Below are 22,693 nucleotides of genomic sequence, written 5' to 3' on the forward strand. Positions count from 1 at the left end.
GACAATTTTGCGTATAATAAAAAAAATCACACTAGTATTAACTTGCATATTATCAATAGGTTTTGCTAATGCAGCTAAAATTGCGATAGTAATTGATGATATTGGAAATAACCTTAGCGATAATCAGCTACTTACTCTAGATGAAAATTTAACTTACGCTATTTTACCGCACACGCCATACAGCTTTATTTTTTCTAAAAAAGCAGCTGAACTTCAACGTGATATTTTGATCCATTTACCAATGCAAGCGACCACCCAAAATATCTTACTTGGCCCAGGCGCTCTTACACAGGGGATGTCTAAACGTCAGTATCAAAAAACGTTAATCGCAGCAATTGAAGATATTCCTTACGCAATTGGAATAAATAACCATATGGGGAGTTTGTTAACACGACTTGATAAGCCGATGCGATGGACTATGGAACTATTGCAACAGCACAACATGTTCTTTTTAGACAGCAAAACAACGGTTTATAGTAAGGTTGAATCCATTGCTGATCAGTATGGTGTTAATGCATTACATAGAAATATCTTTTTGGATAATGTTAAAAAGCCAAATGTTATGGATATTCAATTTAAGCGTTTGATTAACATAGCTCAAGAGTATGGCTCTGCCATTGCAATTGCTCATCCGTATCCAGAAACATATGAGTTTTTACGAGATAACTTACCTTTGCTATCAAGCATGGGAATAGAACTAGTTCCGCTATCGCAACTATTACCAAGCTCCAAAATGTTTAACGATAGGATTATAGACAATGTTGCGGATGATTTTGTAAAAACAACCGCAACAAAAAATAACAACGATAGTGAATAGACTTAGCATCTTTATGGCGTTTAATACTCTGCACTGATCTCATAAGATGTGAATTTGCGAATATTAATAACGCCGGTATCAAATATCAAATACTGACCTTTAATTCCTTTTAAAACACCTGATACGCCAACTTCTTTATCAAAATTATATGAGCTGATTTTCACTGGGTATTTTAATACTGGAAATTCTATATTCACTACATCTTCATCAAGAATTTCAATACAATCATCACCAAACTTAAGTTTAATTTCTGATAGACGTTCTGTAATTTGAGGAATTAACTCTTGCGCTTTTGCTTTTAAATCAATCGACTCATTGCCACCTTTTAACATGGCGCGCCAGTTAGTTTTATCAGCTATAAACTCAGCTAAAGCCGTTTCAACTAAACCAGACTGATACCTAGTTTTTACTTTTATAATAGGTAAGGCTTGCGTTGCACCTTGATCTATCCAACGAGTAGGCACTTGAGTATGACGAGTGATACCTACTTTTAACCCCGATGTATTAGCCAAATAAACGTAATGCTCAATCATGCAGTTTTCTTCGCCCCATTGTGGCTCTCTGCAAGTACCTGCCTCATAGTGACATGTTTCAGGTTTCATAATACACATATCGCAAGAAGCTAGCTTTCTCATGCATGGAAAGCAAAATCCCTGTGAAAAGCTTTTCTTGGTTTTTTTATGACAGTTTAAGCAACTGATGTTTCCAGTGTGCGTTAAAGTTAGAGGTTTGCCGATTAAGGCATTTAAAGGCAGTAGTTCATCGCCAATAGGTAATTTATATTCTACTTTTCCAGTTTCCATATCTAAAGAGGAAACCATTTTTTTTACAAACCCAATCATTTTTTATTCTTATTTTTATTTGCTGTTAATCACTATGTAATTTTAGCACAGGAAACATAATACTGTTGTTTAATAACTATTTAATTAACCAGATGAACAAGCATCCAAAACCCCAATTTATATAATCACATAAATATTTTGGGCATAAAAAAACCAGTCAATTGACTGGTTTTTAAAAAGGATGTTATTACTTAAGCAGCTAATAGCCCTTGAATTTTCTTCATTGCATTTTTCTCTAATTGACGAACTCGTTCAGCCGAAACACTGTACTTATCTGCAAGTTCTTGCAATGTTGATTTGTTGTTATCGTTTAACCAACGGCTATGCAATATATCTTGGCTACGATCATCTAATGTTTTAATAGCAGAGAACAAACGTTTATTTGTATGCTCTTCCCACTCTTTATTCGCAACATTTTCTGCAACATCTGAGTTATCACGCTCTAAATATAACGAAGGTGAATATGCTGGCGTTTCAGAATCATCGTCATCATTATTCATGTCAAATGCCATGTCGTAATTACTCATGCGAGATTCCATTTCCAATACTTCTTTTTTGGAAACCCCTAACGTCTCAGCAACCGTTGCAACTTCATCATTACTAAACCAACCTAAACGCTTTTTAGATTTGCGTAAGTTAAAGAACAATTTACGTTGTGCTTTAGTTGTTGCTACTTTTACTATGCGCCAGTTTTTAAGTACAAATTCATGTATCTCAGCTTTAATCCAATGAACCGCAAATGATACTAAACGTACACCTACTTCAGGATTAAAACGTTTTACCGCTTTCATTAGGCCAATGTTCCCTTCCTGGATTAAATCCGCTTGAGGTAAACCGTAACCCGAATAACTTCTTGCTATGTGCACAACAAAACGCAAATGCGACATAATCAATTGCTTTGCTGCGGCTAAATTTTCATTTTCATATAAGTCAAAAGCCAGTTCGCGCTCTTGATCTGCAGTTAACATACTGATGCTGGTAACAGAAGACACGTAAGCTTCAATGCTACCGCTATGAGGTGTTACCGATAAATTCAAAGATTGACTTAATTTCGACATGATCAATCACTCCTTTTAATAAGTTGAGATGATATTAGCACTCTCAAAGCTAGAGTGCTAATTTTATTTTTATGCTGTATAGATCTTTTAGTTCTATCTCTTAATTTGCTTAGTTTGTTTACTTATTTACCTATAAGTACTGTTAACTGAGACTAGCCAAACATTTATTAGTTCAAAGTATATTTACTAATTAAATCAGATAATTAGAATAAAAAATCAATATTATTAAATAAGAAATGGGAATTTACAACTGTGGAGGATTTAATGTATTAAACATAAATATTGGAGGAAATAAAAAAGGAACTAATAAAGTAAAAATATTTTTTAAACTGAGAGTAAATATTAAATAAGGGGAAATTTTCGCTCATACTTATCACATTGCGTATCTAAATATGAGCTTAGACGTTGGCGCGGATTAATCTAAGTCAGGTTCAATTTCTTTTACATGACGGTGCACCGACCAAAATGCGCCAGTAAAACCTAAACCTGAAGCTATTAACATTAAGGCACCAAATTCTCCAAATGTTAAACCTTCGATATGGAAGTCTGCCATATATAAACCGGATATTTCACCAATAGCAGACTGCATCCACCAAATGACAAAGGTAACAATCAAAAAGGCAACAAGTCCGCCCATAAGGCCATACCAAATTCCAGTGTAAACAAAAGGTCTTTGAATAAAACTTTCCGTTGCACCAACAAGCTTCATCACTTCTATTTCTTCTTTACGTGAAATAATGGAGAGTCGGATGGTATTACCGATAATAAGAACCACTGAAATCATAAGTAATAAAGCCACTGTGATCACAGCTTCTTCTAACATATTGATAATCGCGTTTAATCTGGCTAGCCAATCGATGTCTAATTTACCAAAATCTATCTCTCGTTCTTTTTCTAATTTAGCTAATAACGCTTTGGCTGGATCCGCTTGTTTATGAAATTTAGTTGGAGTGACAATAAAAGATGCAGGTAAAGGATTAGATTCTAAATAATCTAACGCTTCGCCGAATCCTGACAAAGACTTAAATTCGGCAACCGCATCGTCTTTACTGATATATCTTAATTGATCAATTTCATCGTAACTACGAAGCCGACGTATCGCACTTGAGATTTGTTGCTCAGATAAACCATCGTTTAAAAACAAACTGATCTCTGACGCACTATCCCATTCCAGATTTATAGATTGAACGTTTTTAACAATAATATGTAAGGTAGCGGGTAACGTTAAACTTAAGCCCATTACACCTATTGTCATTGCGGATGCAAGTGGTGTACGCCAAATCTCACCAATACTAGTAATTATTTGACGTAAATTATGGATCCAAAAGTACATAAACTTTTGTAATGGATTAACTGACTTTGAGCTAGCTCCAGATGAATCTTTAGAAAATAAAATACTCATAAAAAGATCCCCCCTTTGCTTGATGAGTCATCATCGACGGCTAAACCATCATTGATCATACGACCATCTTTTAAGGTTAAACTGCGGTTTTTCATTCTAGCGATTAAACCTAAGTCATGGGTTGCGATTAATACCGACACACCTACATCATTAAATTGTTCAAACACATTAATTATCTCTTTCGATAATTCAGGATCCAAATTACCGGTTGGTTCATCCGCTAATAGCAAAGGTGGCTTGTTAACTACGGCTCTGGCAATACCAACACGTTGTTGCTCACCACCAGACAAATATTTAGGCAGCAACCTGACTTTGCTTAACAGGCCAACTTTATCTAATGCAGCATGCACTCGTTTGGTTATTTCACCTTGAGTGTAAGTCCCTTCAATGACCAAAGGCAAAGCTACATTATCAAATACACTGTGCTCTTGTAATAAACGATGGCTTTGGAAGATCATGCCGATATCTCGACGAGCAAAAGGAACTTGTTTAGCAGAAATTTGATTCAAATTTTTACCATTGATGAATACATTACCGATAGAAGGTCTTTCTATCATGCTGATCAATTTCAGTAATGTACTTTTTCCTGCGCCAGAATGGCCAGTTAAAAATGCCATCTCACCTTTTTCTAGGTGAAATGAGACTCTTTCCAGAGCCCGGAAGCCACCAGGATAAGTCTTACTTACCTGCTCAAACTTGATCATTAACGCGTTCCAAATTAAAAATGGTATTGATGTTATTTTTATAGATTAACTCATGCAGCTAATAGAGAAAAGCCAGAAGTTACATTTCTGACTTTGCTGTGATTTTAATCCTAGCCTGCTAATAGATTTTATTCAGAAAACAAAGCATCAATAAATGCTTCATGTTCAAATATTCTTAAATCTTCAACGCCTTCGCCTACACCAATATAGCGAATAGGAATACCAAACTGTTCAGCCAGTGCGAATATAACGCCGCCCTTCGCTGTGCCATCTAATTTAGTTATCGACAGTCCTGTTAATCCAACAGCTTGATTAAATATCTTAGTTTGGCTAATGGCATTTTGCCCCGTTGTCGCGTCGATCGTTAGCATAATTTCGTGTGGTACAGCAGGGTCAAACTTTTTAAGTACACGAACTATCTTCTCTAGCTCTTGCATTAAGTTATCTTTATTTTGTAAACGCCCTGCGGTATCTGCAATTAAAACATCGGCCTTTCTGGCTTTAGCCGCTTGGTAAGCATCAAAAATAACCGACGCGCTGTCTGCGCCTGTATGTTGAGCAATAACTGGGACTTGATTACGTTCCCCCCACACTTGTAATTGTTCAACAGCTGCAGCTCTGAACGTATCACCAGCGGCTAACATTACTGACTTTCCTTGCTGTTGAAATTGCTTTGCCATTTTGCCAATTGTTGTTGTTTTACCAACACCATTAACGCCAACCATTAAAATAACAAAAGGCCCGTCGTCAGACTTTGCTATTAAAGGCTGATCTGACTTTTTAAGAATATCGCTCATTTCAGACTTTAATAACCCGTAAAGTGCGTCGGCATTTTTTAAGTCTTTTTTATCTGCATGTTCAGTTAATCGGTCAATTAACTTAACGGTTGTATCCATGCCAACGTCAGCCATTAACAAATGGGTTTCAAGTTCTTCATATAATTCATCGTCAATCTCTTTGCCTTTAAACAAAGAAATAAATCCGCCACCTATTTGTTGGCGAGTTCTTGATAATCCATTTTTTAGGCGTTTAAAAAAGCCCGCTTTCTCAGCGTCTGCCGTTTCAGGTGTTTCTGTTTCAGGTGTTTCTGTTTCAGGTGTTTCTGTTTCAGGTGTTTCTGTTTCTGTTTCTGTTTCTGTTTCTGTTTCTGTTTCTGTTTCTGTTTCTGTTTCTGTTTCTGTTTCTGTTTCTGTAGGCGAGTTTATTTCATTAGCCTCATCCAACAAGACACTTGATGATCCAAGTTCTGATGCAGTAACTTCCAACTCTTCTGAAGTTAAATTCTCAGATTCAGTAGTGGGAGCACTTTCTGATTTATCTTTTTTTAACCACGAAAATAAACCTGACTTCTTTGACATGAAATAAACCTTTAAAATACATAAATTGCACGGGATAATACGTAATCCTAATCCGCCGTATGTTAACCTAATTTTCGTGATTAATTAACCATTGAACGATCAAATATATTGAGCACGTTAATATCTTTACCTAAAGACATGCATAATAAAGGGCATAATTGTGAAATCATCATCCAAGTCTCAAAACAGAAATAAATCAAGCAATAAGTCTAGTTCCCAGTTAGGTGAGATACGTATAATTGGTGGTCAGTGGCGTGGTCGAAAATTAAAAGTGCAAAACAAGGAAGGATTAAGGCCAACCACAGACAGATTAAAAGAAACTGTATTTAATTGGTTAATGATGGATGTACGCCAAGCCAACGTTTTAGATTGTTTTGCAGGAGCTGGTTCACTCGGATTTGAAGCTGCCTCTCGTGGTGCAAATTCTGTTACTTGTATCGAAAAAAACAAAACGGCTGCAAATCAATTAAAAGATAATGCTCAATTATTGAAAGCAGGTGATCAACTTAGAGTTATTCAAGCTGACTTTTTTATTGCAATCAAAACTTTTAACACACCATTTGACTTAGTATTTATCGACCCGCCATTTCATAAAGGCATGGTGCAAACCTGTTTGCAGGGCTTGCTGGACAATAATCTAATTGTGTCAGGTAGCTTAATCTATTTAGAACAAGAGGTAATTGACCGTTACCAGTTAATGGACTCGGATTTTTCTGAGCTATTTAGTCTTAAAAAAGAAAAAATTGCAGGACAAGTGAGCGCCCAATTATTTGAGTTAATCTAAAATATTAATTCTTTCCAGTTAAAACTAAAAGCCGTGATCTAACATAGTAAACCACGCTCTTTTATAACGGTGCAATATTTTCTGGGTTCTAACCAAATTCTGGAAGTTGATTAATTCCTACGTTTAAAAAGTCATTAACATCTTCAGCCATCATAGCTTGGCTAATAATAAACCCTTGGATTTCATTACACCCCATTTCCAATAAGATATTAACTTGCTCTGTCGTTTCAACGCCCTCGGCAATCACAGAAATATTTAATTGTTCCGCTAATTGTACCAGCACACCGGTAATATTTTTATCTTGCTCTGACGTTTCAATATCCATAATAAAGCTTCTATCAATTTTCAATCGGTCAATTGGAAACTTTTTAATATAACTCAAAGAACTGTTGCTAGAGCCAAAGTCGTCCAGTGCTATGGTAAATCCAGCACTGCGTAAATCTTCTAAGTTTTCTAGCCCTTTAACCAAATCGGTCATCATGGCAGCTTCTGTTATCTCTAATTCCAGATATTCGGCTGATAGGTTTTCTTTTACTAAAATGTCTTTTAAGTTTTGACAAAAATCGACTTGCTGGAAGTTTAATGCAGAAACATTAACGGCTACTTTACCAAACATAACCCCTTGTTCTTGCCATGTTTTAATCTGTTGGCATACTTGTTTAAATACCCAAGTGTCCAACTTACGGATCAAGCCGTTCTCTTCTGCTAATCTAATAAACTGATCTGGGGCGACTAAGCCTCTTGTTGGATTATTCCAGCGAATTAACGCTTCAAATCCTGAAATTTGTTTTTCTTTCAATTTATACTTTGGTTGGTAATGCACAACAAATTGATCGTTATCTAATGCGCCAATTAGTTCACTTTCCAATGATAGTAATTCAGTACCTGCGGCATCAGTTTTTTGACGATAAATATGATAATTATTTTTACCTCTACGTTTCACCATGCTTAATGCTGTATCGGCACAACGCATTAACACCTCTGCTGTTTGTCCATTTTCAGGGGAAATTGAAACACCTAAACTGGCAGTAATATTTACTTCCGTTTCGCCGAGTAAAAATGGAGTTTGTAATGCATTTTTTAGATTCTCAGCAACACGTTTAATATAAGAACGAGGCTCACTGCTTAATAATACGTTGGGGATCAATAGAGCAAACTCATCACCGCCAAGTCGAGCTAAAGCAACACCTTTATCTAAACTATTACTTAATCGTTCACCAACTTGTTTAATTAGCGCGTCGCCTTGTAAATGACTTAAACTTTCATTCACTTTTCTAAAGTTATCTAGATCTATAAATACCACAGCAAAATGCGGGTTTAACGGATTTGACGTATTTATTGCATTATTTACATACTCAATAAACAAAGTTCGATTTGGTAATTGAGTTATTGAATCCCGGGTAGCTAAATGACGTAAATCTTGTTCACTCTTTTTACGTATAGTGACATCAGAAAATACACCAACAAAAGTAACATCTTTTTTTGATGATGATTTATTCTGACTTTCAACTCGGGTAACCGATAAATCAAAAGAGACTGGCTCTCCATTTTTTTGTCGGCTCCAAACTTCACCAGACCAGTAGCCAGATTTAGTAACTTCTTGCCATATCAGAGTTTCAACTTCATGATTACGTCCCTGCTCTGTCATTAACGGGAAACTCTTGTTAATGATATCTTTAAGCTCATAACCTGTAATTTCGCTAAATGCACCATTAATGCTTTTTATTTCGCGGTCTTTATTAGCAACCCAGACTCCATCTTTAGTTGACTCTAATAATGATGAAATAAAGGCCTGTTGTTTTACCGCATTAAACGCAACGTTTATTCCGCTAAAACGTGTATACAAAAAGATAATAACGGCAATAACCAGAAAAATAATGCCATAAACTATTAACCATTTTGGCTGTAATGCACTATATGGTAATAGATAGCTAAATAACTGTATTGGTTCCCAATCCTTCCCTTCTAGACGGGCTTGAACTTCTAGTTGGTTACTACCTTGTCTCAAGTTCTTTAACGTAAGTAATTGATTTAACTTATCGATATTTGACCATTCGGTATCATCTTGATATTTAAAGCGAACGAATACATTTTCAGATGGATGCTGTTTAGTTAAATTAAATAATAACTTTAATTCCTGCTCGCTATCCGATAACTCAACCTCATTTACCACAGGTTCAAATGCTAAAGCCTCACTGTTATGAGTATATTTTTGCATCCAAAAACGATTGGACTCATTATCTGTTAATTCTTTAGATTTACTTAATCTCAGCCAACCTTTTTGGCTTAATAGTTCAATTTTATCATCGCTGCTGTCTACAGCATTTAGAATTTTATTATTGGGAGTGAAGAATAAAATAGACGTTAACGCTTTCTTATCAAGCAAAGCTACTTTAGTTGGATAAACCACCCAAACTTGCTGCTTGGTTGCTTTTAACACTTGTATAACTGGTGCTTGTGTATTTAATATATCTAAACGTTTGGATGTAAATTTTAAAGTAGCTAAGTCTAATTGGTGTAGACCTCTATTTGTTGCTAGCCACACAATCCGACCATCTAATAAGTACTCACTTACTTTATATTCAGGCAAGCATGTTGCGCCACATAACTCTTTGGATTGAATCTTTGTTTGTTTACCTACCGCAGATATTGAGACAACCTGATCTGATTGTACAATTAATAAATTGTTATCGGTATGAGGGAGTACTAAATCACCTTTTGAAATTGATAAATCCAGTGATAGCAGTAAAGTCTGTTTTTCGTAACTCCAAATATGTGACGGGCTAACAAACCAAATATGACGTTTTGTTTCGATTAATTGAGTTACATTTTTTATGTGAGGAAAGCTAACTTTGTATTGCCAAACTAATGTCTCGTTAACCATTCTTTGTTGATACAAACGGTTACTCTTTAAAGCATAAGTTCCGCTGGTACTGATTGAATCGAAAATGTATTTATTTGCATTTCTGGTAGAAGGTTTAAAAATCTCTGCGGTAAATGGTTGACTCCAAGCTATTTGAACGCCAAACGAGTCAACAAGCCACAAGTTATTATTATTATCAAAAAACAAATCACTTACTTGTTTAGGTAATGTGAATGAGTAGTTTTCGGATTGTATTGAATAAAGTTGGTTACCCCTTTTAACATAAATATCACCGTTAAAAGGAATAAGATCGCTGACTGAATTAAACGATTTCAATCTTTTACTATTAACATCTTTAGTCGTATAAAAATTAAATGGATTCGCTGCTTGTACATTGCCTTTTTGGGTTAGGTATAACAAATTACCCTGATACTCGACGACTTCTTTTAAGTTGCTAGAAATATTAGCAGTTAACCAGGTTTGTTCATCTGTGGAATATAAATCAAGTTGATTAACCTCTAAAATTAATACTCCTTGAGGGATCACTAATAACTTTTTAAATTTAGCGGGAAGTTCAAAGAATGGTTTAATTGAGGGAGTACTTTCATCGTCACCAGGTTTATTTAATTGGTAAACATTGTTATTAGTTTGAATTAACAAAGAGCTTTCATAATTCACTAAATCAACAATCTTATTGTCTTTTATTTGCCACACAGAATGAATTGGTAATGCACTATCAAGCAAAGATACATGATATATCTGAGTCTCAGTTGCGACATATAAGTAGTCATCAATTATACCTCCACTTAATACATCACTGCTGAAGTCAAAGGTTTTAAATGAAATAAATTTACCATCACGAAATAAACTAACGCTTTGTTTCGACAGCAGCCAAATCTGACTTTTATCATCTTGGATAAATTTAACACTTGGTTCTAATACATGCTCGCTAGCTAATTCGGCTGTGAAAATATCAGTATACTGTTTACTGCTAGCGTCAAAACTTAAAATATAAATAAGTACGACACATACCAATTTTAATACTGAAATTTTCATTATTGTCTCACTGCAATTTTTTAATTTAAAAAGGAATAACAATATCTACCATTTATTTGAGAGATTGCCAAGTAAAGTGAGTGATAACTAACATGATCCTGCGAAGTCTAATTGTCGCCATGACTCAAATACAAAAACAGCAACAGCATTAGATAAGTTCATGCTCCGACTGTCCGGCTGCATAGGAATGCGTAACCAATTCTCTTTGGGCATGCTGTTTAATACATCATCCGGTAAGCCTCTAGTTTCAGGCCCAAATACTAAAGTATCACCGGCTTGGTATTTCACTTGAGAATGAAAATTTGAGCCTTTAGTTGTACAGCTAAACAGCCTTGATTCTGGATAAGCATCAACATAGGCTTGAAAATTTGGATAACGTTTTACTTTAGTAAATTCATGATAATCTAAGCCTGCGCGCCTAACTTTCTTTTCATCTAAGTCAAACCCTAGCGGCTCAATTAAATGCAAATTAAAACCGGTGTTGGCACATAAGCGAACGATATTACCGGTATTAGGTGGTATTTCTGGCTCGTATAAAACTATATTTAACATACTCTCTCTAATTTTTACATTTCTAGTCCTGCAATGATAACAGCGCTTTATGCCAATGCGCAGTGCTGAACCTTACTTATTATCTAAAAATGTAAATATTTTATCCAATGCCTCACTACGTTGTTTATCTGGGGCAATAAACAATTCGTGTTTTGCATCATCAATTATAATTGGGCTATCGTTGACACAGGGATTACCTAATCTTGCTAATTCAGTACAAAATTCATTTTGCGCAATATTATCAACAACTTCATCGTCTTTCGCTTGAAATACCATTAGAGGTAATTTTACTAAATGAAGTTGTTCAAATGCTATATCGATTGCATCTACGGATTCTTTAATCCAACTAAAGGTAACACTGCCCAGTTGTAGCTCTGGAGTGGCTGCATAAACTGATCTAAAGTATTCATATCGTGTTTTACTATTTGTTAACTGATTTTCTTCAAATGGTGTAGGGCTATAATCTTTACCACCAAAAAAATAAGGGCTTTGATCCATTATTAACTTGGTTGTCCAATTGGCAACACTAAAAATACTTCTAGCAATCCACTGAGGAACGCTACCAGAGCTCAAGCCCCACATAGGAGATGAAAATACAGCTTTGGTAAATTGGTTAGGATATTGCTCTATATATCTTAAACCTATAGCTCCGCCCATAGAGTGACTAGCAAGTAATAACTCACCATCGTATTTAGATTTTACAATTTCTTCAATAAACTGATGAAAGTCGACGACGTAATCATTAAAATTTTCAACATAACCTTTATATTTATTATCTAAACGGCGGCTAGATAATCCTTGGCCTTGATGATCAATAATAAATACCGAATACCCTTGTTGAGTAAAATCGTATAATACTTCTTGATATTTAGCATAACCTTCTACTCGACCGGGTGAAAATACCACGGCTTTTTCTGCACCAGGGACCAAAACATATGCATAATGAATATCGAGTTTTTGTTTATTAACAAAGTGGCCTTTTATAACTTGGTTATCCCAAAACGGCAATAACGTTTCAGACACAAACTCGGGGAAAACAGATTCTCGCTCAGCTAACTCTGGTGTTACATAATGGTATTCTTTACTTTCTACCGACACTGAAACACTTACTCCAAAACTTAATAACAACACAAGATACATATACTTCATCAAAGGTCTCCGTGCCTGTTTAGACACTAAAAAAATAACAATAATAAATTTGTAAACTTAGAAAAATAACAATTTATGCTTATACTCGATTAATAACCAAGATCATAATAGTACTTATTTGTAAAAGTAAACAACTAAAATCTAATGTTTACAATAGATTCAATTACTTATCCTACATAGCTATTATGTCTCTTATATGAAAAGATGGTAATATCAATTACTTTACAAAAATAGCTCAAGAAATATACGATTATGCCGTTAAAGATCTGGGTAGTTATAAAAGGTAGAAAGTTATGCTTCAGTTAAATTCAGATTTAACGCGTGGGCTTGATCTGTTCTCGTCTAAACAACGAGGTACATTACAGCAAAATAATCAACAGGTTTCATTTAATCGTGTTGAATCATCGTCTGTGTCATTAACGCAAAATAACAAAGAAAGTTTCACATTTTTTTATCGCTCAACACACCAAAGTGTTGGACAGAGTATTGGCAGTGAACAAAGCCAAATGCAAAAAGAAGTGTCCGAAGCTGAATTAGAACAACAAGATCAACGTGCAGATGCAGCTGCAAATAACATCTTAAAATTTATAGAACAAAGACTACAGCAAGATATGCAAGACGGTGCGACTCCTGAAGAGTTAGCCAGTCGTATTGAAGCTGGTTTAGAAGGTTTTAACCTCGGTTACGAACAAGCCAACGATGCATTAGGCCAACTTAATTTATTAAATCCAGAACTTGAGGGGGAAATATCATTAACCCAGTCTAAGTTTTATGAAGGTATTGAAAAGTTAAAAGAAACTTACTTAGGCACAACACCTGAGAATACTGATGCCGCAGAGGAACCTGTTAAAGATACGACTTATGATGCATCAGTAACAAGTTCAGTAACTAGCACTCAAAATTATCTGCAAGGTAGTTCTTACGCACAAGCACAAGAATTTAGCTTTGACTTAGTTACAGCCGATGGCGATAAAGTAACTATATATACCAGTAGCTTGATGGCACAGCAAAGTGAGTCTGGCTATAGTTCATCATCACAAAATGGTAACTTAGTTGAAATGGCTTACCAGTCTTATGGTGAGATGAGAGAAAGTGAATTCAGAATGTCAGTTGACGGTGACTTAGATGAAGATGAACTTAAAGCCATCAACGACTTACTAAATAATGTAAATGATTTAGCCAAAGATTTTTACAGCGGCGATCTAGAAACTGCATTTAACAAAGCTGTTAAAATGGATTATGACGCAGGTGAAATTAGTGAGTTCTCTATTTCATTAACGCAAATTCAAAACTTTACTGCTTATAAAGCGTATCAAACTGATACTCCGATCAGCAATACGAATGCATTTAATGAATTGAAGCCTTTGGCTGACTTCACTAATGATTTGAAAAATACATTAGCAACACTGCAAACCTTGTTTGATCATCCAAGAGATTTATTCTCTGAAATTAGTAAGCAAATTAACGAATTACAAAAGCCTCAAGACTATCCAGTAAACCAGGTCGACTTCTTCGACTTTGCTGATAGCTTAATGGGTAAATTGTCAGAGCTTTCTAACCTAGAAGCTGAATAAGTTTTTATATTTTTAAATTCATATTTCCCTGTTTTGTTATAAAGACAAGCAGGGAAATATCTAATACCAATTCCCATTAATAGTATAAATCCCCTTATTGATGTTAATTTGCTATTGCTTGCCTAGATTTATCTATTTTCCCACACATATCTTCTAAACCAATCAACATACGGCTGCTAAAACGGTGAACTAAATCTGCGTCAATTTCTATAAATTGATTGTTTTTTACTGCAGGGATCATTTGCCATTGTTGCCAATTAATTTTTGGCTGTGGCGTTTTAGAATTTTCTTGTGGCATAATTATTAATTCAGGATTTGCTACAACTACGTTTTCAATACTGAGGTGCGGATAGTTTGTGCTGTTTTCAGCAAACACATTTATTGCGCCACAGGTTTGTAATAGTTGGTGTATCCACGTATTTTTATTTACTGACATTAAAGGCTCTGACCACAGTTGGTAAAACACAGAAATAGCTGGTTTGTCTTGATAAGTTTGGCGTAATTTTAATAGTTTTGCCGAATATTCTAACGCTAATTGCTCGGCCTTTTCTTCATGACCTGTCAATTTACCAAAACGCCTTAGTTCGGTGGCGACACCATCGATATCTTTGGCATCGCTATATATTACCTTAAGCCCTAAACTCTTTAATTTCTCTATGTCTTCGACTTTATTTCCGCTGCGCCAAGAAATAACAAGGTCTGGGCGCATTTGTAATATTTTTTCGATTTGCATTCCATGATGCCCACCAATGCGTGGGATATCTAATGCTTGCTTGGGAAAGTCGGCATAATTCACCGTTCCTACAATTTGCGATCCTGCGCCAATGGCAAATAAAGATTCAACAATATGCGGTGACAAAGCGATAATACGCTGTGCTGGTGTATTTGACGTTGCGGCTGTTGCATTAAAAATGTCGGCTGTAGCACTTTCCGATACTTCAACCGCTTGGCTTGACCAAGATAAACTGCCAATAAATATTACAAAAGCAACTCCACAAACATATCCACCAGCAACTCGATTAAATAGTAACGACTTCATATAGCTAAGCATTTTAACTTTCCACTTAAATTGTTCACATTGCGAATGTAGAGATAAAACAGCCTCTAATAATCAAAGCCTTTTTGTGCTTTAACGCCTGCTTTAAAAGCATGTTTTATATTTTTTACTTCACTTACGGTATCCGCAAGTTCGGTTAGTTCACGATGCGCTGCACGGCCTGTAATGATCACACATTGCATTGGCGGTCTATTTTTTACTGCGTTTAATACATCTTCCAATTGAACATAGTCATAGGTAACCATGTACGTTAGCTCATCCAATAAAACCAAATCAATTGTATCATCAGCTAAGTATTGTTTAGCAACTTGCCACGCAGCTTGTGCTGCTTTGGTATCAGACTCGCGGTTTTGCGTTTCCCAAGTAAAGCCCGTTTCCATATGTGTAAATGGTACGCCAGCTTTTTCTAATAAGTTACGCTCACCACACTCCCAGCCACCTTTAATAAATTGTACCACTGCGGCTTTTTTATCGTGACCTACACAGCGAGCTACAGTACCAAAACCAGATGTGGATTTGCCTTTACCGTTACCAGTAATAACTTGAAATACACCTTTTTCAGTTTGTGCAGCAGCAATCCGTTCATCTACTTCAGCTTTTATCTTCTTTTGACGCGCTATATGCTTTTGCTCTTTTTCACTTAATTCTTTCTCATTTAACTTTTTATCTTGGCTCATGCTGTTATTCCTAAAATTTGTTTAATTTTTTCAATATCTAAATGTGTGGTTAACGTATTTGCTAATTGGTTTAACTGACGTTCTCTGTGTGCATCCAAGTCAAAACCTTGGTTAATATTATGCTTGGGGTTTATCCAATCAAAAATAGCCTTGTTCATTTCTGAGCTATCAAACAAGCCATGAATATAAGTCCCCATAATTTGGTTATCTGCCGATATAAACCCTTCATACCTTTTTTGTTTTTGATCCCCTGATGATATTTCAAAAGCAGGTGTATTTAGTGCTTTTCCTGAGCTTTCGCCGCAGTGAATTTCATAACCTTTAAAATCAGCGATTGTTTCAGAAAAACACGACTGACCTTGAATTTGTTTTAACTGTTTATTTTCGGTCAATTCGGTAGAAAAATCAGCAAAGCCTAAACCATCAATCGACAACTGATTAGATTCTATCCCTTGTGGATCATTGATAGTTTGGCCTAGCATTTGAAAACCACCACATACACCTAATAGCTTTCCGCCGTAACGTAAGTGTCTGTTAATTTTTTCTGGCCAACCTTGTTGTTTTAAATGCGTTAAATCGCCAATTACATTTTTACTGCCCGGTAAAATCATTAAGTCACAAGCTGGTAACTCATCAAATATTGTAACGTATTGTAAGTCCACATTTGGATGTAAGCGTAACGCATCAAAGTCGGTGTGGTTACTGATATGCGGCAATGTTATCACCACAATAGTGAGCTTTACTTGGGTTTGAACATTGGCAATACTCACGGCATCTTCTGCGTCCAATGCTAAATCATGTAAATAAGGCAACACACCTAACACAGGAATATTAGTTCTTTGTTCCAACCAATCTAAACCTGATTGTAGTAATGCAATATCGCCACGAAAGCGGTTAATTACAAAGCCTTTAACTCGCTTTTGTTCCGACTCTGACAATAAAGCTAAGGTACCAACTAAATGAGCAAACACACCGCCTTTGTCGATATCTGCAATAATAATAACTGGGCAGTCGACTCTTTCGGCGTATCCCATATTGGCAATATCATTTTCACGTAGGTTAATTTCTGCTGGACTGCCAGCTCCTTCAACAAATAACACATCAAATTCTGTGGCTAATCTATTGTGCGAAGTTAATACAGCTTCCATCGCTACTTTTTTGTAATCGTGATAACTGTTCGCTTCCATATTAGAAATAGCTTTTCCATGCACAATCACTTGCGCACCAGTATCAGAGTTTGGTTTCAACAATATTGGATTAAAATCTATTCTGCTAGGCACTCTTGCCGCAACCGCTTGAAGCGCTTGTGCACGACCAATCTCACCACCATCTTCGGTTACTGCGCTGTTTAACGCCATATTTTGCGGTTTAAATGGAGCGACTTTGTATTTTAAATCTGAAAATACTCGGCATAATCCAGCCACTAATGTGCTTTTACCCGCATCTGACGTAGTGCCTTGCACCATTAATACTTTCATGTTTTTTTACAATCTTTTGATTTTAACGTCAAAGGTAATCCAGCCATTACAAATTCAACTCTATGGGCGACTTTAGCGACTTCTTGATGTAACCATCCTGACTCGTCTACAAAGGATCTGGATAATTCACCAAGTGGCACAATGCCATGACCTACTTCGTTACTTACTAGGATCACTTGGCATTTTGCTTCAGCTGCTTTTTGTAAAACACCAAGCAAGTTTTGTTTTTGAGCTTGCCACTGATCACTTTGTTTTGAACATAGCCAATTGCTTACCCATAAGGTTAGACAATCCACCAGCACACAAGTATCTGTATTCATGGCATCTTCTATTGCTTGGGCTAAATTTAATGGTTCTTCTGTTAACAACCAATGTGTAGGTCGGTCATATTGATGCTGTGTAATGCGTGCATCCATTTCTGCATCATTATTTTCTGCCGTAGCTATGTAATGAACTTGTAAACCTGACTCTTGAGCTAGACCTTCAGCTAAACGGCTTTTACCTGAGCGTGCTCCGCCTAAAATAAACTGAATATTGGTTCCGGTATCGGCACTCATTTAGTTAACTCCTATAACTGAAAATATAAAAAGGTAAGTCGTCAATTCAAAAATTTGTTGTGCAGCCCCCAAAACATCGCCGGTGTAACCACCAATTTGTTTTTTGGTAAATGCTATAAACAACAGACGCACCAACCAAACTAGGCTTAAAAAACCAAGTCCGTAAAAAATATTAATATCTAAATAACAAACGAAAAGCCAAGACACTAATACGCTACTTAATAATAGCGGTATTATGCTAGAGACCGCTAATGACTTAGCCACAGGTTTAGTTTTAGACTCATTTTCCAGTTGAACATAATCTAGTGATGGAATAATACTAACGGCTAAGACTCGACTTATCACATGAGCAAACAACAACGAAACAACTGCACTCATCACACTAACTTCAGCCAACATAACTAAGCTTTGATACTTAAGCATTAATGACATGCACAAAGCAGAAGCGCCATAAGTACCAAGTCTACTGTCTTTCATTATCGTTAGTTTTTGTACTGCAGACCAGCCCCCACCAAATCCATCGGCCGTATCAGCAAGTCCATCTTCATGAAACGCGCCGGTGAGCATTAAACCAAATGCCATACTAATAAGAACCGCAATAGATAAGGGTAGAAATAACGCCACCAGCCAAAACACACCAGCGCATAAACTCGCAATTAACAAACCAACAAAGCCAAAGTAACCCGTGGCTTTATTTAATAAATCATCATTAACATCTTGTTTTATAGAAACAGGTAATCGTGTTAAAAAGACAACCGCTAATTTAGCTAATAAAAATTGTTGGAGAAATGCCTGTTTCATTATTATTTGTCGCTCACCACGTCTACAACATTAGCTTCTGCAAAGCTCGCCATATCATTATAAAATGCTAACGATGATTGGATTAACGGCAAAGTTAACGCAGCTCCCGTGCCTTCACCTAAACGTAACTCCAACTGCAATAAAGGTTTAGCATTAAACCATTCCAACATTTTCTCGTGCCCTTGCTCTCCAGAGCAATGAGCAAAAATAAAGTAATCTTGTACATTTGGTTGAACCAATTTAGCAATCATCGCTGCTGCGGTGCAAATAAAGCCATCCACTACAATTGGAATATTTAACTCAGCTGCCGCTAACATAGCACCACATATCTGTACTATTTCAAAACCACCGTAGGCGGCAAGTATTTCAAGAGCTTGATCATTAGGTACTTGATGAAAATCTAACGCTTGCTGAATAAGTTGCTGTTTTTTAACAAATGTCGCTTGGTCTATACCTGTGCCTTTACCGACACTTTCAACCGCAGGGATATTCATAACTGCACTCATAATCGCTGAGGCTGAACTGGTATTGCCTATGCCCATTTCGCCGAAAGCAATTAGGTCACATCCATTATCGTATTTCTCTTGTATTAATTTTCTAGCTAATGCAAAACCCAGTTTTACATCAGCTAATGACATAGCAGACTCTAGATGAAACGGCTTAGTACCCGCACCTAATCTTTGGTTACCAACACCTTCAAAATTAGTTTCATTGATGATCCCAGCATCAATTACATCTAGTTGCCACCCCAATTGACGAGTAAACACATTGATTGCCGCGCCTCCTGATGCAAAGTTTGCGACCATTTGTTCTGTAACCGCACTTGGAGCAATTGAAACGCCATATTCTGCAATACCATGATCGCCAGCAAAAACTAACATATGTGGATGGCTTATTGTTGGCTTAGTTTTCAATACACCAGCAGATTGGCTTTTAATCTTAACTAACTGTTTAGCTAAATCTTCCAACTGACCTAACGCACCTAATGGTTTCGTTTTACTATTAATAATTGTAAGAATGTCAGACTCAAACTGAGCCGATAATGGAGAAACACTAAACATATTTTTATAAACCTTAGAATTAAATAACTGACTTACGTTTACGAACATAAAGTAAGGTTAAAAAGAACAAACTACCTACCGCTGCGGTAATAATGCCTATGGGTAATTCTTGATTATCCAAAATAACTCGTGAAGCTATATCGACCCATAACATAAAGACACCACCGACTAATGCGGTAATAATTAAACTTAAGCGCCCTCCTTGACCGATAAAGAATCGGACAATGTGCGGGATCATCAAACCAACAAAACCAATTCCGCCACATAAAGCGACAATGCTTGCAGTTAAAATAGAGCTCAATAACAGCATAGTTATTCGTAACCGATTTACATTTACGCCTAATGTAACCGCACCTTCATCACCTAATAAAACCGCGTTTAATTGCCTTTGTTTCGCGAGCATTAAACCTAAACAACTAATAACCACTAAACATGGGAACCACAATAAATCCCACTGGGCACGAGAGAAACTGCCTAACGTCCAGAATAAAATGGCAGAGACAGCTTGGGGATCGCTCCAATACAGCATCAGGCTGGTAAAAGAGCTAAACAAAAAAGATAAGGCAACTCCAGCTAACAACATAGACTCAACTTGTTGGTGTCGGTTAAAACCAGCGATAAGTAGTAACAAGCTAATTGCTAATAAGCTGCCAAGAAAAGCAGCAAAAGATAAATAAAAGCCAAACCCTACACCAGTAAGTGTCATGACAATCACAACACCAAAAGACGCGCCAGATGAAATACCAAATAGATAAGGGTCGGCTAATGGATTACGGGTAATGGTTTGCAAGATAAGGCCAGCCATCGCTAAACCGCAACCTGCGACAAAAGCTAAAATACTGCGGGGCATTCTAAGTTGCCAAATAATACTATGGGCAACAGTACCTGCTTCATCGACATTGCCGAACAGACTTAATAGCACCTGATTAAAAGTTAAATCTGCAGCGCCAATAGTTAGTGCGCTAATAAAGCTGACAACAAGCACAGACAATACTAAAGAAAGCAGTAATGATGGTTTCATTTTTAATCCCCTTCTGACTCATTTTTATCATTACTACTATTGGAGATTTTATCTATATAGCCATAAAAATAAGTAACATGAGGAGTGTGATGCTGTGGATGAGCGGATACTTTTGCGCATACATCAAAAACGGTGGATAAGGTTTCTTCTGTAATAACGTTTTTAGGTGTCCCTGAAATATGCAAACGTCCTTGCTTTAACACCAGTAATTGATCACAAAGTGCACTGGCTAAATTAATATCATGAAAAGACGCGATTACCGTAATGCCTAATGACTTTGCCAATTCCATAATTTGTATTTGATATTTTACGTCTAAATGACTTGTTGGCTCGTCCATTAATAATAATTGAGGACGTTGAACTATTGCACGGGCTATCATTACTCTTTGTTTTTCACCGCCAGATAACGTTTCAAAGTCACACTCTGTTTTGTCGCTTAATCCAACTTGTTCAATGGCTGTATTAATTAAACTTAAGTCTGCTTGGGTATTGTTACTAAACATAGATTTGTGCGGGATAAGCCCTAGCGCTACAACATCAAATACCGATAAATCAAAATGCTGAGGCGTATGCTGTAAAACAACCGCGACCTTGCGAGCAAATTCATAATTGGACAAGGAACTTATATCTTGTCCATTAAGTAAAACTTGGCCACTTTCTGGCGTGATATAACGATACAAACAGCGTAATAAGGTAGATTTCCCAGCGCCATTAGGGCCTAACATTCCGGTAAAACTGCCGAGTGGAACTTGAAAACTAATATCAGATAAGATCTGATTAGTGCTCGTACTCCAGCTTAAGTTGCTGACTTTGACTATTGGATGGTCGATATCTTGTTTAAATGACACTAATGGCTCGCTGACGATTTGCATTTTTTTGCGGTATACGTAAGCAAACACCAACGACAAGGAATTTACTTGAAGGTGATTGAAATGCCCAGTTCGAGTATGCCCGCTCGTTTTGGTATTTTATAAAATATTGATTTATTTTCTCTGATAAAATTAATACAACAATATTAAGTTAATAAAACAATATTAAGTTAAACTCTTGGTATCCTGACTTACAGTATCTCAGCATTGCTCTTCCTCAGCCTTCTATATATTAAAATATCAAAGCCCAATGGTTACAATACTGCTCTGTTTACAGTTGCGGGTACAGTTGTGGGCTCCCTTTCATTTAATCAAAGGCCACCACATTCCCAATATGTTTAACTTCTTTTTTACAATATTAAAATACTAACACAGGCCATGGATAGCCGTCTTCATCTAATGTGACTTCTATATTCACGATTCCAGCATAATTAACTTTATAAGCACCAACTATATTGTTATCAACATGGATATTTGAATAGTTAACCACCAATAAGTTATTTAATATTTGCTTGATCACGCCAGCATGAGTAACAACTACTACATCGCCTTTATTTTCCCTTATTAACTTTTGCCACCAGTTATTAACTCGAGTTTGAAACTCATGCAAGGTTTCGCCATTTGGTGGGGTAACTGTAGTGGGACTTTGCCAAAAATCACCTATCGATGGCGTTTGCTGCCAAAGTGAATCGTAACTAAGCCCATCCCAGTCACCAAAGTCCATTTCTTTTATTTGTTCATCTATTTCTAATTTAATATTGCGTTCTTTAGCAATTAAATTGGCCATTACTGCACAACGCTTTAACGGAGAACTGATTATCCTATCGAACTTCAAGCTATTAAAACGATTGGTTAACTGTTGTTGGCCAAGTGATGACAATTCAATATCTGTATGCCCTAACAACAGGCCTAACTGTTTTGGTTCGCCATGCCTAATTAAGGCTATCTTTGTGGTTTTCAAAATCACCTACTTAATACCAATAAAATTACACTGAAACATCTCGCACACTGTA

Annotated in this window: 19 protein-coding genes, 1 pseudogene and 1 riboswitch; of the genes and pseudogenes, 3 read left to right on the top strand and 17 right to left on the bottom strand. The window is 36.4% G+C overall.

The window, feature by feature from the left end; genetic code table 11:
* Positions 1-7: 7 nt before the first annotated feature.
* A complete protein-coding gene (locus Q0940_RS15340; protein ID WP_299270467.1) occupies positions 8-817 on the top strand; it encodes a divergent polysaccharide deacetylase family protein in 810 nt (269 codons plus the stop codon).
* 20 nt (positions 818-837) lie between these two features.
* On the opposite strand, the gene Q0940_RS15345 is transcribed toward Q0940_RS15340, so the two are convergent.
* From Q0940_RS15345 to ftsY, 5 genes and pseudogenes are all read right to left on the bottom strand, one after another.
* Positions 838-1,659, bottom strand: coding sequence for a DUF2797 domain-containing protein (locus Q0940_RS15345; RefSeq protein WP_299270470.1), 822 nt, complete (start codon positions 1,657-1,659; stop codon positions 838-840).
* Positions 1,660-1,850: 191 nt separating this feature from the next.
* Complete coding sequence (rpoH, locus tag Q0940_RS15350; RefSeq protein ID WP_299270473.1) at positions 1,851-2,717, bottom strand: RNA polymerase sigma factor RpoH; 867 nt, start codon at positions 2,715-2,717, stop codon at positions 1,851-1,853.
* A 415-nt stretch (positions 2,718-3,132) separates the two neighbouring features.
* The gene (gene ftsX / locus Q0940_RS15355) at positions 3,133-4,119 is read right to left on the bottom strand and encodes a permease-like cell division protein FtsX (protein ID WP_299270476.1); all 987 of its coding nucleotides are present in this window, start codon (positions 4,117-4,119) and stop codon (positions 3,133-3,135) included.
* Positions 4,116-4,823, bottom strand: coding sequence for a cell division ATP-binding protein FtsE (gene ftsE, locus Q0940_RS15360; RefSeq protein ID WP_299270479.1), 708 nt, complete (start codon positions 4,821-4,823; stop codon positions 4,116-4,118). Before ftsE ends, ftsX begins: the two co-directional genes overlap by 4 nt.
* Positions 4,824-4,951: 128 nt before the next feature.
* Positions 4,952-5,872 (bottom strand): annotated as a pseudogene (gene ftsY / locus Q0940_RS15365) (signal recognition particle-docking protein FtsY); the annotation flags it as partial.
* Positions 5,873-6,341: 469 nt separating this feature from the next.
* Here ftsY and rsmD point away from each other — a divergent pair.
* Positions 6,342-6,965, top strand: a complete 624-nt coding sequence (gene rsmD / locus Q0940_RS15370; RefSeq protein ID WP_299270483.1) for a 16S rRNA (guanine(966)-N(2))-methyltransferase RsmD — start codon at positions 6,342-6,344, stop codon at positions 6,963-6,965.
* An 88-nt stretch (positions 6,966-7,053) separates the two neighbouring features.
* Here rsmD and Q0940_RS15375 read toward each other — a convergent pair whose 3' ends face one another.
* The 3 genes from Q0940_RS15375 to Q0940_RS15385 all read right to left on the bottom strand — a co-directional run bounded on the left by Q0940_RS15375 (position 7,054) and on the right by Q0940_RS15385 (position 12,585).
* Positions 7,054-10,884, bottom strand: a complete 3,831-nt coding sequence (locus Q0940_RS15375) for an EAL domain-containing protein (RefSeq protein WP_299270485.1) — start codon at positions 10,882-10,884, stop codon at positions 7,054-7,056.
* A gap of 87 nt (positions 10,885-10,971) precedes the next feature.
* Positions 10,972-11,436, bottom strand: a complete 465-nt coding sequence (gene trmL, locus Q0940_RS15380; protein WP_299270487.1) for a tRNA (uridine(34)/cytosine(34)/5-carboxymethylaminomethyluridine(34)-2'-O)-methyltransferase TrmL — start codon at positions 11,434-11,436, stop codon at positions 10,972-10,974.
* A gap of 72 nt (positions 11,437-11,508) precedes the next feature.
* The gene (locus Q0940_RS15385; protein WP_299270490.1) at positions 11,509-12,585 is read right to left on the bottom strand and encodes an alpha/beta fold hydrolase; all 1,077 of its coding nucleotides are present in this window, start codon (positions 12,583-12,585) and stop codon (positions 11,509-11,511) included.
* A gap of 293 nt (positions 12,586-12,878) precedes the next feature.
* On the opposite strand from Q0940_RS15385, the gene Q0940_RS15390 reads away from it, so the two are divergent.
* Complete coding sequence (locus tag Q0940_RS15390; protein ID WP_299270492.1) at positions 12,879-14,159, top strand: DUF5610 domain-containing protein; 1,281 nt, start codon at positions 12,879-12,881, stop codon at positions 14,157-14,159.
* A gap of 103 nt (positions 14,160-14,262) precedes the next feature.
* Here Q0940_RS15390 and Q0940_RS15395 read toward each other — a convergent pair whose 3' ends face one another.
* From Q0940_RS15395 to cobC, 9 genes are all read right to left on the bottom strand, one after another.
* Positions 14,263-15,210, bottom strand: a complete 948-nt coding sequence (locus Q0940_RS15395; RefSeq protein WP_299270495.1) for a cobalamin-binding protein — start codon at positions 15,208-15,210, stop codon at positions 14,263-14,265.
* A gap of 53 nt (positions 15,211-15,263) precedes the next feature.
* Complete coding sequence (cobO, locus tag Q0940_RS15400; RefSeq protein WP_299270498.1) at positions 15,264-15,893, bottom strand: cob(I)yrinic acid a,c-diamide adenosyltransferase; 630 nt, start codon at positions 15,891-15,893, stop codon at positions 15,264-15,266.
* Positions 15,890-17,371 (bottom strand): cobyric acid synthase, encoded by a 1,482-nt coding sequence (locus Q0940_RS15405; RefSeq protein ID WP_299270502.1) that lies wholly within the window; start codon positions 17,369-17,371, stop codon positions 15,890-15,892. Before Q0940_RS15405 ends, cobO begins: the two co-directional genes overlap by 4 nt.
* A complete protein-coding gene (cobU, locus tag Q0940_RS15410) occupies positions 17,368-17,928 on the bottom strand; it encodes a bifunctional adenosylcobinamide kinase/adenosylcobinamide-phosphate guanylyltransferase (protein ID WP_299270504.1) in 561 nt (186 codons plus the stop codon). Before cobU ends, Q0940_RS15405 begins: the two co-directional genes overlap by 4 nt.
* Complete coding sequence (locus Q0940_RS15415) at positions 17,929-18,729, bottom strand: adenosylcobinamide-GDP ribazoletransferase (RefSeq protein WP_299270507.1); 801 nt, start codon at positions 18,727-18,729, stop codon at positions 17,929-17,931.
* A gap of 2 nt (positions 18,730-18,731) precedes the next feature.
* Positions 18,732-19,790, bottom strand: a complete 1,059-nt coding sequence (gene cobT, locus Q0940_RS15420) for a nicotinate-nucleotide--dimethylbenzimidazole phosphoribosyltransferase (RefSeq protein WP_299270510.1) — start codon at positions 19,788-19,790, stop codon at positions 18,732-18,734.
* Between the two features lie 19 nt (positions 19,791-19,809).
* Complete coding sequence (locus Q0940_RS15425) at positions 19,810-20,811, bottom strand: iron ABC transporter permease (protein ID WP_299270513.1); 1,002 nt, start codon at positions 20,809-20,811, stop codon at positions 19,810-19,812.
* 2 nt (positions 20,812-20,813) lie between these two features.
* Positions 20,814-21,683, bottom strand: coding sequence for an ABC transporter ATP-binding protein (locus Q0940_RS15430; protein ID WP_299270516.1), 870 nt, complete (start codon positions 21,681-21,683; stop codon positions 20,814-20,816).
* A 158-nt stretch (positions 21,684-21,841) separates the two neighbouring features.
* Positions 21,842-22,058: riboswitch (cobalamin riboswitch) on the bottom strand.
* Positions 22,039-22,641: an alpha-ribazole phosphatase family protein gene (gene cobC / locus Q0940_RS15435; protein ID WP_299270519.1), complete on the bottom strand. Its 603-nt coding sequence runs from the start codon at positions 22,639-22,641 to the stop codon at positions 22,039-22,041. Its footprint overlaps the riboswitch before it by 20 nt.
* Positions 22,642-22,693 lie beyond the last annotated feature (52 nt).

This window comes from uncultured Psychrosphaera sp. (genome assembly GCF_947500655.1).
In the GTDB taxonomy this organism is placed as follows: domain Bacteria; phylum Pseudomonadota; class Gammaproteobacteria; order Enterobacterales; family Alteromonadaceae; genus Psychrosphaera.